This window comes from Mesorhizobium sp. AR10 (assembly GCF_024746795.1).
Lineage (GTDB): Bacteria > Pseudomonadota > Alphaproteobacteria > Rhizobiales > Rhizobiaceae > Mesorhizobium.
Window position 1 is genome coordinate 661,747 of sequence record NZ_CP080523.1, and the last position, 12,763, is coordinate 674,509.

Sequence of the window (12,763 nt, forward strand, 5' to 3'; positions counted from 1 at the left end):
CCGCGCGATCTCGCAAAATCGGTCACCGTCGAATGATTGTGGGAGCTGACATGGCTGACTGGTCCGCCGCCCTCTATGTCAAATTCGAGGATGAGCGAACGCGGCCGGCGCGCGAATTCGACGCCCACGTGAGAGCCGCAGCGCCTGCGCGTGCGACGGACTGAAACATGCATCGCGTCATCATCAGAGGCATCGGCGTTGAAGTCCCTGAAGCCAAGATCACCAATGAAGAACTGGTCGCCAGCTTCAATGCCTGGGTCGACATGGAGAATGCGCGCCGCCAGGAGACCGGCGAGCCGCCGCTGCCGAAATCGGACAGCGACTTCATCGTCCACGCTTCAGGGGTGCGCGCCCGCCATGTGATCGAGCGCGAAGGCATTCTCGACCCGACCCGCATGGCACCGCGCATCCCGGCGCGGCCTGATGACGCGCTGTCGCTGGAGGCCGAGTTCGGCATCGCTTCGGCAAGGAAAGCCCTCGACCATGCCGGGCTGAGGCCGTCCGACATCGATCTGGTGATCTGCTCGGCCTCGCATCACCAGCGACCCTATCCGGCGATCGCCATCGAAATGCAGCAAGCGCTGGGCACCAAGGGCGCCGGCTTCGACATGGGGCTTGGCTGCTCTTCGGCTGCCGCTGCCTTGCACATCGCCGTCAATTTGGTGAGGTCGGGCGCGCACAAACGCATTCTGGTGACGACACCGGAGATCATCACCGGCCATCTCAATTTCCGCGACCGGCAGACGCATTTCATCTTCGGCGACGCATCCGTGTCCATGGTGGTGGAGGGGCTTGCCCAGGGCGAGAAGCGGCCGGAACGATTCGAGGTGCTCGACACGCGCATCTGGACGCAGATGTCGAACAACATCCGCACCAATCTCGGCTATCACACCCGCACCGCCCAGGATGATCCTTACATGATCAATCTGGAAGGTAATCTGATCAAGCAGGTCGGCAACAAGGTGTTCAAGGAAGTCACCGTCGCCGGGCAGAAGTTCATCGTCGAATTCCTCGCCGAGCACGGGCTGACGCCGCAGGCGGTCAGGCGCTTCTGGCTGCATCAGGCCAATGCGCGCATGAACGCGATGATCCTGAAACTGTCGTTCGGCCACGAGGTCGACCATGATCGCGCGCCGATGGTGCTGGAGCGACTGGGCAACACGGCGGGCGCCGGCGCCATCATCGCGCTGTCGGAGAACCACGCCGACATGAAGCCCGGCGATTTCGGCCTGATCTGCGCGTTTGGCGCGGGGTATTCGATAGGCGGCGCGCTGCTGAGGATGCTCTAAGATCGGCGGTTTCAGGCTGGTGCGAACGGCACCAGCATGGGCACCGCTCCTCCAGTCTTGCCTTCATGCAGCTTGCGGATCGCCAGATCCTCGCCTGTCGTCTTTGCATCATGTGGATCATCTCGATCCCGTCCAGCGTTCCGATCGCGCTGGCGCGTGATTGAAACCGAGCATGGGCCGTACACGACACTTGATGCGCCGATGGTCCTGCTTGATCGATTGTTGAGGTATTGGCTCTGCGGATCTGGATCGGCGTCAGTCTGCGCCGCGAACGGTCCCGGAGGGGGGTTGGTCGTGTTGTAGGAAACAATGGCCGCCCGATTGGTCCGCAAGCCATTTGCCGGTCACGGCACGTTTGCGCCCATTGAAGCGTTTCAGCAGCAAGGGCGAGTAGCGAACGACCCAGCGATAGATCCTCGAATGATCGATGGCCTGATGCCACGTTCGGGCCATCATTTCCTTCAAATTGCCAGGGCTCAAGCCGTAGGCCAGATACCAGCGAACGCAAAGCAGGATGACGGACTGGTCGAAATGGCGACCGTTGAACATCTGAACTCTCCGGCGAAACACCGGAGACCATGCCATGCCTCTGGTTGCCGAAAACTTAGCAACCCATCCGTCTTGACGGGCACGTTGTCGTCGTCAGGTTCTCGACAGCTTCCCTGTGTCAAATCCAAGCCCAGTTTCAAACGGGCTTGTATTGCTGAAAGTGAGAACGGATGGACTTCACCTCGACCAAGCGGGTGCGTGGACAATCGAACAGGGCTGGCCCGCAAGAGAGCTCACCCGCGGCTCCGTCCGCAGGTGCGGCGGCCTTTGAGCGGCAACTGAGCGAGGTCGCCAATACAGGTGGAGGTGGAGCAATGCCGGCCGGCTCGGCGCCGCAGCCGGCTCAGTCAACTCAGTTTTTGAAAAGGGTCAGCAAGCGCCCTCTTCATTTCAGGGATGAAGACTTTATCCTCAACCTTGAGGAGGCCCTCATCAAAGGCGGGGCCGCCGAGCAAACCGCCAAGAACAATGTAAGTACTCTTCTCCGCTTTGGCCATTGGCTCTTCGCAAATAACAAAGATCCCATGAAGGGTCGGCTCGACAAGCAGTCGCTGACCGATGATGCGCGCAAATTCATCGGAAATGGTGATCCCGAGAGGCTGTCTGCGGCAATAGGTCATCTCCGGACCTCGCAGTCGACGGGGGGCGTCGTGCCGGTCGCAGGCCGCGCTAAGTTGACTCCGCATCCGGAGGACGCGGCTCTGATCAAAGAGTACAGAAAGGAAGCAGCGACAGATATCGGCAGTACGAATGCAACTGCTCTTAGGAGCTTCAGTGCCTACCTACGTCAAAACAACAAGAAGGGCATTGCTGGTCGGCTTTCCGGCGAGGCATTGGATGGAGATGTCAAGGGCTTTAAGGAGGAGGTCGGTGGTCATCGGTACATCGGTGACGCACTAGTTTGTCTCCGAAAATCGCACGCCGGCGTTAAAGCGATGGAGCTCGAGCGCCGTGTTCCCCCCGTTCCTGATCCCGACGACGCGGCACTGAGAGAGCCGAGGCGGGTCGGCGACGCCGCTGGGCAGCACAGCGCGTGGCAGGAAGCTGGCAGTTGGCCAAAGGAGCTTCCTGCGGCAGCCCACGATCAGGATGTGCGTTTGGAGCTGATGGAAAAACCCGGCCCGTCGTCCTCGGCGCTGCGGCCAGCCCGGTCAACTCGGCTTCGCAGGCCGCCGCCGCCTCTCTATCCCCAGGATGCTTCCCTTATTCTGGGGCTTGAGGAGGCCCTCATCAAAGGCGGGGCCGCCAAGCAAACCGCCAAGAACAATGTAAGTGCTCTTCTCGGCTTCGGCCACTGGCTCTTCGCAAATAACAAAGATCCCGTGAAGGATCGGCTCGACAAGCAGTCGCTGACCGATGATGCGCGCGAATTCATCGGAAAGGGTGATCCCTCGAGGCTGCTTACGGCAATAAGTCATCTCCGGACCTCGCAGTCGACGGGGGGAATCGTGCCGATCGCAGGCCGCGCTGAGTTGACTCCGTATCCGGAGGACGCGGCTCTCATCAAAGAGTACAGAAAGGAAGCAGCGACAAATATCGGCAGTACCAATGCAACTGATCTTAGGAGCTTCAGTGACTACCTACGTCAAAACAACAAGAAGGGCATTGTTGGTCGGCTTTCCGGCGAGGCATTGGATGGAGATGTCAAGGGCTTCAAGGAGGATACCGGTGGTCATCGGAACATCGGTTTCGCACTGGCTCATCTCCGAAAATCGCAGGCCGGCGCTAAAGCGATGGAGCTCGAGCGCCGTGTTCCCACCGGTCCTGATTTCGACGACGCGGCCCTGATTAAGCCGAGGCGGGTCGGCGACGCCGCTGCGCAGCTAAGCGCGTGGCCGGAAGCTGGCAGTTGGCCAGAGGAGCTTCAAGGACAGCAGGATAATCAACCAGCCCCGTCATTTTTCATTGCTCCAGGGAAGTTGCCCGCTGGACTGGATAACCTCAACAGCATAGGGGCGGGCGCTTTTGGAGCAGCCGGCTCTCGGCAGGCTGGGGTTCAGGCTGCCACCCGGCTGTTGTTAGCGGTCAGCGAACAGCAGATTCGGCGCTCGCCTGGCGCGATTGACAGGGGCAACCTCCTGCCAACCGAATGGGTCATCATCAACAATGAACATTCCACAGCGCTGTTGAGGCCAGCGAAGCGGCAGAGGACCCTGAATGCGCCGTTAACCGTCGCCATTCAGCAGCAGCTGAGCGAGATCGGCAATTCAGGCGGCCGCATGCCGATGCAGCCCTCCACCTACCAAGTGAACGCATTGCCATTGGAAGGATAGCCCGCTATGCGGGAGAGAGAGGTTGAATACATCCCAAGGTTGTATGCGGAAACTAGCGTGATCGGAGGCGCCACTGCGCAGCACAGTGCCACGCATGAAGCTATCGCTTTGCCACCCATGGAAGATTACGATCAGGATCTGCTTTGGGGGGGATTGGATAAGGCCGGCCCACAGCCATTTCTCGGGTCAAGCGCGCGCCATCATCAGCCGCCGGATTCCGCAGAAGCCGTTCATCCTTTGAACTGGCGCAACGACCACCAGTCGGCCGCGGACGAGTTGGCCGGGAGCAACGTCCTGCCGAGCCGGCAGGACGGCGGGTTTGAGGCAACGGTTCATCAGAATCCGCCCACATCATTCGAGCTTAACGCTTGGGTTCCATCGCCTGCCTTTCCGCCGCTGTTTACCGGGCCAGTACCTGGTCGTTACGAGGGCGCTCGACAGCCCGGCTCGCCGCAGGAGCTTTCTCTTGTGCCAGCCTCCTCGGACGATGAAGCCTTGGCGTGGTTGAGCGAGGAGTTGGTGCGGCGGCGGATGCAAGAACCGGCGTTGCCATCAACTGCCAGAGCTCAGGATCTCTATCCTGGCTTTGAAGCATTGGTTGATCCAGATCCGGCTGAGTTGGGTTACAATGCTCACTTTGCGCCGGCGCCTTCTGCCAGAGCTCCCTCAGACATCTACGGCGATCTTGATTCTCTAGTTGATTTGCCGTCCACACCGGTCGACCTGCGCGACGATGCTCATTCTGCACCGGTGCGTCCGCGCGGGCAGATGGTCGGGACGGAGTGGCAGCAGATGATGCAAGGGACAGGGTCCGCCGCCGTATTGAGGCAGGGAGGCCCCGATGACGTTCAGCTCATCCATCACACTCGACCTCGGCCCATGAGTGAAGCTGCGCCAGGGGCACCGGCAAGGGCTCCAGGACCCGGCTGGCCAGTCACCGCCAAGCTGCCAGACACCTACCGCGGTCTTCCAGTGGTTGATGTGACTACGTCCACGACCACCTCCTCCGATGCCCAGATCGGGGCGTTGGATCCGACAGCCTCGTCCAATGTCACCAACGGGTCGGTGCTCGGAGCCACCGAGTGGCTGAGCGACGCCCATGTGCAGAGGGATTACGATTTCGTAGAGCAGCAGCTGCAGGGGATCAATCCGATGCTCGCCGCCCGGACACGGCTAGTCTGTCCGTCGGTGTCCCATCTACTGCGCCACATGGAGCCGCAAAACGCGCGAGGCACATTGCAGTCCATCTATAATCAAAACGACGCTCCAGCCGACTTCCTGTTCCTGCCATTGAACAATGGCACTCCCAATAGCCCCGGCACCCATTGGTCGCTGCTGCTCGTTGATCGCCGCAACCTGGAAAGGCGGTTCGCCTATCACTACGACTCCCTTCAGCGAGAGGGATACAACGACGTGCCTGCAAGACAACTCGCAAGACTGCTGAACGCCACCTTGACGCCAGCCCGCATGCCGCGACAGCCGAACCATTATGATTGCGGCGTCTTTGTGCTGGAGGGCACGTGGGCGCTGCTTCAACGATTGGTGGACGGGCAGCGGCCGGACCACGAGCCGCTGCACCTCGACAACCTCATCGCCGATCGGCAGGCGCTGCAAAACCGACTCAGGGGGCTCATGCCGCAGGAGGAGGAGCCCCGGCAGCTGTTGGATGATGAACCCGCCTCCCCACCAATGATGGCATTCGACCCGGCGGAACTCCGGCTACTGTTGGATGATGAGCCTGCATCCTCTTCGCCAAGAGTTAATTCGACCCCACATGCGCGAACGGACGGTGTTCATCAGTCAACCCAGGCGCCGTGGCTCCCTGAACGCAAAAGATCAGCATGAAGTCGAATTTGAAACGTTTTGCCCAAGCAACTGCGATCGCCTCGCTCTGGGCGGTAACCGCCACGTCGGCGAACGAAGGGATGTGGATCAAAGGGCAGGAAAACCCTTCCTGTAGCAGCGCAGGCCCGGTCCGAACTATGGTGGCAAGCAGCAAGAACACGTACAGCGCCTGCCGCCCGACATTGCCGGGAAGATGTGGTCTGGGGTTGGACCGCTCCCGAAAGCTGCTCGACCTCGCCGCATCGGCAAAGACGCCGACACGATTTACGCCGCGACTGAAGGAGGCCTGTCGGTCAGTAGGAACGGAGGCCTGATCTGGGAAACGGTCGTCGATGGCGCGCCCGTCAATCTCGGAGCTGACGGCCGACGGTTCCGTCTAGGCCTCCGTGCCCTTTATCCCGATGATATAATAGAGACCTTCGACCACGTCCGATCCGAGGAGGTCTTCAAACTGTTTGGTGAGATGGCATGTGCCGGTCAGGTGATCTACCTGACGCATCACTGACACCTGTGCGAGATCGCCAAGGCAGCTATTCCCAGCGTGACGATCCATGAGCTCGGACAGTTGTGCTCGGTTTCCGTTGGTGCAAATGACCGCCTTGGGGTCAATCCAAGCGTATCAGCAGAAATGGCAGCCAAGCCTACAGTAACAGTTGTGACGTCTGGTGCGAAGAAGCAAACCTCGCGATCGAGAAGACAAAGGCTGAACCGCGCGGGATCAAAAGCAGCCTGGAGCGATACACAGCTACGCGTGGACCGAAGTCTCTGCAGCAGGTCTCACGACCAAAGTCGCGTTAACTCGCTGCTCCAACTTGCTCCGGACACCGAGGTCAACCTGTAGCGGTCTCGAGCAGCGCCATCCGATCTTTCTGTCGCCTTTGTCGCGTCCGCTACACGGGCTTGTTCCGACAAGCACAGTTTGCCCTCAGGCTAAATAGCTGAAAAGCAATATTAAAATTTTTCTTCTGTCCGATCAAGCCAATTGGCACGCATCTTGAGACCCTTTGGGTGTGAGGCGGCGAGAGCTGCCGACCGGCATGTCGCGGGCAGCCGCGATGGATGGAACGAAGGAAGGAAGCTACATGTCAGGTCTGCGTCAGATCGCATTCTACGGCAAGGGGGGCATAGGCAAGTCCACCACCTCCCAAAATACGCTCGCCGCACTTGTCGACCTTGGGCAGAAGATCCTCATCGTCGGCTGCGACCCCAAAGCCGACTCCACCCGCCTGATCCTGAACTCGAAGGCGCAGGATACGGTCCTGCACCTCGCGGCAGAGCAAGGTTCGGTCGAAGACCTCGAACTCCAGGACGTGCTCAAGGTCGGCTATAAAGGCATCAAGTGCGTGGAATCCGGCGGTCCCGAGCCGGGTGTCGGCTGCGCCGGGCGCGGCGTCATCACCTCGATCAACTTCCTCGAGGAGAACGGCGCCTATGACGATGTTGACTATGTCTCCTACGACGTACTCGGGGACGTGGTGTGCGGCGGCTTCGCGATGCCGATCCGCGAGGGCAAGGCCCAGGAAATCTACATTGTCATGTCCGGCGAGATGATGGCGCTCTATGCCGCCAACAACATCGCCAAGGGCATTCTGAAATATGCCCATTCGGGCGGCGTGCGGCTCGGCGGCCTGATTTGCAACGAGCGTCAAACCGACCGCGAGCTCGACCTCGCCGAAGCACTGGCTTCTAGGCTCAATTCCAAGCTCATCCATTTCGTGCCGCGCGACAACATCGTCCAGCACGCCGAGCTCAGGAAGATGTCGGTTATCCAGTATGCGCCGGACTCCAAGCAGGCGGGGGAATACCGCGCGCTGGCCGAGAAGATACATGGCAATTCGGGGCAGGGCACCGTGCCGACCCCGATCACCATGGAGGAGCTCGAGGACATGCTGCTCGACTTCGGCATCATGAAGACCGACGAGCAGATGCTTGCCGAGCTTCAGGCCAAGGAAACGACGAAAGCGGCCGCCCAGTAACGAGCGCTGCCGCCACGAGGCGCCGCCTTGAGCTGACGCGCCTTTCAAAGAACGGCGCCTCGTCGGTGAGGCGCCACTCGAACCTTTAAAGGGGTCCCATGAGCCTGGATTACGAGAATGACGGCACTCTCCATGCGAAGCTTATCGAGGAGGTGCTGTCGCAATATCCCGACAAGGCGGCGAAGCGCCGCAAAAAGCACCTCAGCGTCGCAAAGAGTGGGGACGAGGCTGGCGAGGTCGTCTCCGAATGCGACGTCAAATCGAACATCAAGTCCATTCCGGGCGTGATGACGATTCGTGGCTGCGCTTATGCCGGCTCTAAGGGCGTGGTGTGGGGTCCAATCAAGGATATGGTCCATATCTCGCACGGCCCGGTCGGCTGCGGGCAATATTCCTGGTCGCAGCGCCGCAACTACTATGTAGGCACGACGGGCATCGACACGTTCGGGACAATGCAGTTCACCTCCGATTTCCAGGAGAAGGACATTGTTTTCGGCGGTGACAAGAAGCTGGAACAGATCATCGACGAGATTGAGGGACTGTTTCCCCTCAACAACGGCATGAGCGTGCAATCCGAATGCCCGATCGGCCTGATTGGCGACGACACCGAAGCAGTATCCCGCAACAAGGCCAAGGAGCACGGAAAGACGATCGTGCCGGTGCGCTGCGAGGGCTTCCGCGGCGTCTCGCAATCGCTCGGCCACCACATCGCCAACGACGCGATCCGCGACTGGGTCTTCGAGAAGAAGGACGTGGAGTTCGAGGCCGGCCCGTACGACGTCAACGTGATCGGTGACTACAATATCGGCGGCGACGCCTGGGCCTCGCGTATCCTGCTCGAGGAGATAGGGCTGCGCGTGGTCGGCAACTGGTCGGGCGACGCCACGCTCGCCGAAATCGAGCGCGCGCCGAAGGCCAAGCTCAATCTCATCCATTGCTACAGATCGATGAACTACATCTGCCGGCACATGGAGGAAAAGTATGGCGTCGCCTGGATGGAGTACAATTTCTTCGGCCCCTCCCAGATCGAAGCCTCCCTGCGCAAGATAGCCAGGCATTTTGGCCCTGAAATCGAGGAGAAGACTGAGAAGGTTATCGCCAAGTACAGACCGCTTGTTGATGCCGTCATCGCCAAGTACCGGCCGCGCCTCGAAGGCAATACTGTCATGCTCTACGTCGGCGGACTGCGCCCCCGCCACGTCATCACAGCATACGAGGACCTCGGCATGGTGATCGTCGGCACAGGCTACGAGTTCGCCCACAACGACGACTATCAGCGCACAGGCCATTACGTAAGGAACGGCACGCTGATCTATGATGACGTGACCGGTTACGAGTTGGAGAAGTTCATCGAGGGGGTTCGCCCTAATCTCGTTGGCTCGGGCATCAAGGAAAAATACCCCGTGCAGAAGATGGGCATACCGTTCCGCCAGATGCACTCCTGGGATTATTCAGGACCGTATCACGGCTATGACGGCTTTGCCATTTTCGCCCGCGACGTGGATCTTGCCATCAACAACCCGGTCTGGGGCCTGTACGACGCCCCTTGGAAAAAAAGCCCGAGCCGTGGGCGGGCGATGGCTGCCGAATAACACCCGGCCTTAGCCTGGTCTCCCCCAAGGGAGACGATTAACGCCCGCGGCCCCGTGGCCCGCGGGACACCTGAAACGTCTCGACGTCCCTGAGCTGCCTTTTGGGGCGGCCAGATGAAAAAGAGGTAATCACCAATGCCGCAGTCGGCTGAAAAAATTCTCGACCACGCTCCCCTGTTCCGCGAGCCGGAATACAGGCAGATGCTCGCGGAGAAGAAGCTGAATTTCGAATGTCCGCACCCGGATCAGATCGTTACCGATCAACGCGAATTCACCAAGACGTGGGAATACCGCGAAAAGAACCTCGCCCGCGAAGCGCTTGTCGTGAACCCCGCCAAGGCCTGCCAGCCGCTCGGCGCGGTGTTCGCGGCCGCCGGCTTCGAACGAACCATGTCCTTCGTTCACGGCAGCCAGGGCTGCGTAGCCTATTACCGCTCACACCTGTCGCGCCATTTCAAGGAGCCTGCTTCGGCGGTTTCCTCCTCGATGACCGAGGATGCGGCAGTATTTGGCGGCCTGAAGAACATGGTCGACGGGCTCGCCAACACCTACCAGCTCTACGATCCGAAGATGATCGCCGTCTCGACGACTTGCATGGCGGAGGTCATTGGTGACGACCTGCACAGCTTCATCGAGAACGCCAAGGACGAAAACTCGGTCCCGCGCGACTTCGACGTGCCCTTCGCCCACACGCCGGCCTTCGTCGGCAGCCATGTCGATGGCTATGACGTAATGGTCAAGGGCATTTTGGAGCACTTCTGGAAAGGCCAGGAGCGCACGGAAGCCGGGGGAACCATCAACATCATTCCCGGTTTCGACGGCTTCTGCGTCGGCAACAACCGGGAACTCAAGCGCCTGCTCGAACTGATGAGCGTGTCCTACACCTTCATCCAGGACGCCTCCGACCAGTTCGACACGCCGTCGGACGGTGAATACCGCATGTATGATGGCGGCACGAAAATCGAAAACGTGAAGGAGGCACTCAACGCCGAGGCGACACTTTCGCTACAGTATTACAACACCCGAAAAACGCTGGACTACTGCGAGCAAGTCGGGCAGGCGACGGCCTCGTTCCATTACCCGCTCGGCGTCCAGGCGACGGACGAATTCCTGATGAAGGTCTCGGCGATTTCCGGCAAGGAGATCCCCGAGACAATCCGCCTTGAGCGCGGCCGACTGGTTGACGCCATGGCGGACAGCCAGTCCTGGTTGCACGGCAAGAAATATGCGATCTACGGCGATCCGGACTTCGTCTACGCCATGGCCCGCTTCGTCATGGAGACCGGCGGCGAGCCGACCCATTGCCTCGCCACCAACGGCAGCTCGGCATGGGGAGCCGAGATGAAGGAACTGCTTGCATCCTCGCCCTTCGGCAAGGATGCCCAGGTCTGGGCCGGCAAGGACCTGTGGGCGATGCGCTCGCTGCTCTTCACCGAGCCGGTGGACCTGCTGATCGGCAATTCCTATGGCAAGTATCTGGAGCGCGACACCGGCACGCCGCTGATCCGACTGATGTTCCCGATCTTCGACCGGCACCATCACCATCGCTTTGCGCTGATGGGCTACCAAGGCGGGCTGCGCGTCCTGACGACGATCCTCGACAAGATCTTCGACAAGCTCGATCGCGAGACAAGCGAGACGGGTGTGACGGACTATTCCTACGACCTCACCCGCTAGCAGCGGCGGCCGGCCTTTCGCCGAGGCTGGCCGCCTTCCAATGCACTTTTGGAGACCGACGCAATGTCCTTGCTCAGCGCCAAAATCCAGGATGTCTTCAACGAGCCCGCCTGCGATAAAAACCGCGGCAAGGATGCCAAGGCGCGCAAAGAGGGTTGCTCGAAGCCGCTGACCCCCGGCGCGGCAGCCGGCGGCTGCGCCTTTGACGGCGCCAAGATCGTGCTGCAGCCGATCACCGACGTCGCGCACCTGGTCCATGCGCCGCTCGCCTGCGAGGGCAATTCCTGGGACAACCGCGGAGCGGCTTCGTCCGGAGCAACGCTTTGGCGCACAAGCTTCACAACCGATCTGACCGAACTCGACGTGGTGATGGGGCAGGGTGAGCGCAAGCTTTTCAAGGCGATCCGCGAGATTAGGGAAGCCTATGCGCCGTCAGCGATCTTCGTCTATTCGACCTGCGTGACGGCGCTGATCGGCGACGACATCGAGGCCGTGTGCAAGCGTGCGGGGGAAAAATTCGGCTTGGCCGTGGTGCCGGTCAATGCGCCGGGCTTGGCCGGCTCCAAGAACCTCGGCAACAAGCTCGCCGCCGAGGCGTTGCTCGATCACGTCATCGGCACAGTAGAACCCGACGACGCCGGGCCGTACGACATCAACATCCTTGGCGAATTCAACCTCTCCGGCGAGTTCTGGCTGGTGAAGCCGCTGCTTGATCGGCTGGGCATCCGGGTGCGCGCCTGCATTCCGGGCGACGCGCGCTACCTTGACGTTGCTTCCGCGCACCGCGCCCGGGCGGCTATCGTCGTGTGCTCGACGGCACTCATCAATCTTGCCCGCAAGATGGAGGAGCGCTGGGACATCCCGTTCTTCGAAGGCTCCTTCTACGGCATTACCGACACCTCGGAAGCACTTCGCAACATTGCTGAGCTGCTCGTGAGGAAGGGTGCCGATCGCGAGATCCTCAACCGCACACAGACGCTGATCGCAGTGGAAGAGGCGATTGCGTGGAGGAAGCTCGAAGCCTACCGGCGGCGGCTTCAAGGCAAGCGCGTGCTGCTCAATACAGGCGGCGTGAAGTCCTGGTCGATCGTCCACGCGCTGATGGAGATCGGCATGGAGATCGTCGGCACCTCGGTCAAGAAATCCACAGTCGAAGACAAGGAGCGCATCAAGCAGATCCTGAAGGACGACAACCACATGTTCGAGCAGATGGCAGCGAGCGAGCTTTACGCCATGCTCTCAGAACACAAGGCCGATATCATGCTGTCGGGCGGGCGCACGCAATTCATCGCGCTCAAGGCCAAGACACCCTGGCTCGATATCAACCAGGAGCGCCAACACCCTTATGCGGGCTATGACGGCATGGTGGAACTCGTACGCCAGATCGACCTCGCCATTCATAACCCGATCTGGTCCCAGGTGCGCGTGCCGGCACCGTGGGATTGCCAGCCTGCGGTCGAGGACGAACTGCCGGGCACGAAGAGCGAGACCGCGACGTTGCACGCTGTCCAGGAATTTGCCGGCACGACGGCCGACGATTGCGGCGAGCGTTGAGGAAGCCT

The 12,763-nt window shown here is 60.5% G+C and carries 7 protein-coding genes and 1 pseudogene; 7 read left to right on the plus strand and 1 reads right to left on the minus strand.

The genetic code is table 11. The annotated features are described in order from the left end of the window. Positions 1-167 precede the first annotated feature (167 nt). Positions 168-1,289, plus strand: coding sequence for a beta-ketoacyl-ACP synthase III (locus tag LHFGNBLO_RS03120; RefSeq protein ID WP_258600051.1), 1,122 nt, complete (start codon positions 168-170; stop codon positions 1,287-1,289). A gap of 88 nt (positions 1,290-1,377) precedes the next feature. Here LHFGNBLO_RS03120 and LHFGNBLO_RS03125 read toward each other — a convergent pair. Beyond that, positions 1,378-1,838, minus strand: a pseudogene (locus LHFGNBLO_RS03125) (DDE-type integrase/transposase/recombinase); the annotation flags it as partial. Positions 1,839-2,152: 314 nt separating this feature from the next. Here LHFGNBLO_RS03125 and LHFGNBLO_RS03130 point away from each other — a divergent pair. The 6 genes from LHFGNBLO_RS03130 (at position 2,153) to nifE (ending at position 12,755) form a co-directional block, all read left to right on the plus strand. Beyond that, positions 2,153-4,111, plus strand: coding sequence for a hypothetical protein (locus LHFGNBLO_RS03130; protein WP_258600053.1), 1,959 nt, complete (start codon positions 2,153-2,155; stop codon positions 4,109-4,111). A gap of 57 nt (positions 4,112-4,168) precedes the next feature. Continuing rightward, entirely contained in the window at positions 4,169-5,956 is a 1,788-nt protein-coding gene (locus LHFGNBLO_RS03135; protein WP_258600055.1) for a C48 family peptidase, read from the plus strand. Positions 5,957-7,038: 1,082 nt separating this feature from the next. Further along, a complete protein-coding gene (nifH, locus tag LHFGNBLO_RS03140; protein WP_258580985.1) occupies positions 7,039-7,932 on the plus strand; it encodes a nitrogenase iron protein in 894 nt (297 codons plus the stop codon). Between the two features lie 98 nt (positions 7,933-8,030). Beyond that, entirely contained in the window at positions 8,031-9,524 is a 1,494-nt protein-coding gene (gene nifD, locus LHFGNBLO_RS03145) for a nitrogenase molybdenum-iron protein alpha chain (protein WP_258600056.1), read from the plus strand. Positions 9,525-9,659: 135 nt separating this feature from the next. Next, positions 9,660-11,201 (plus strand): nitrogenase molybdenum-iron protein subunit beta, encoded by a 1,542-nt coding sequence (gene nifK / locus LHFGNBLO_RS03150; RefSeq protein ID WP_258600058.1) that lies wholly within the window; start codon positions 9,660-9,662, stop codon positions 11,199-11,201. A gap of 63 nt (positions 11,202-11,264) precedes the next feature. Beyond that, positions 11,265-12,755 (plus strand): nitrogenase iron-molybdenum cofactor biosynthesis protein NifE, encoded by a 1,491-nt coding sequence (nifE, locus tag LHFGNBLO_RS03155; protein WP_258600060.1) that lies wholly within the window; start codon positions 11,265-11,267, stop codon positions 12,753-12,755. The last annotated feature ends 8 nt before the right edge of the window (positions 12,756-12,763 follow it).

What these genes read in the sequence shown, in the direction of transcription:
- LHFGNBLO_RS03120 (WP_258600051.1), top strand. Translation starts at nt 168, where the DNA reads ATGCATCGCGTCATCATCAGAGGCATCGGCGTTGAAGTCCCTGAAGCC.
- nifD (WP_258600056.1), top strand. Translation starts at nt 8,031, where the DNA reads ATGAGCCTGGATTACGAGAATGACGGCACTCTCCATGCGAAGCTTATC.
- nifK (WP_258600058.1), top strand. Translation starts at nt 9,660, where the DNA reads ATGCCGCAGTCGGCTGAAAAAATTCTCGACCACGCTCCCCTGTTCCGC.
- LHFGNBLO_RS03130 (WP_258600053.1), top strand. Translation starts at nt 2,153, where the DNA reads ATGCCGGCCGGCTCGGCGCCGCAGCCGGCTCAGTCAACTCAGTTTTTG.
- nifH (WP_258580985.1), top strand. Translation starts at nt 7,039, where the DNA reads ATGTCAGGTCTGCGTCAGATCGCATTCTACGGCAAGGGGGGCATAGGC.
- nifE (WP_258600060.1), top strand. Translation starts at nt 11,265, where the DNA reads ATGTCCTTGCTCAGCGCCAAAATCCAGGATGTCTTCAACGAGCCCGCC.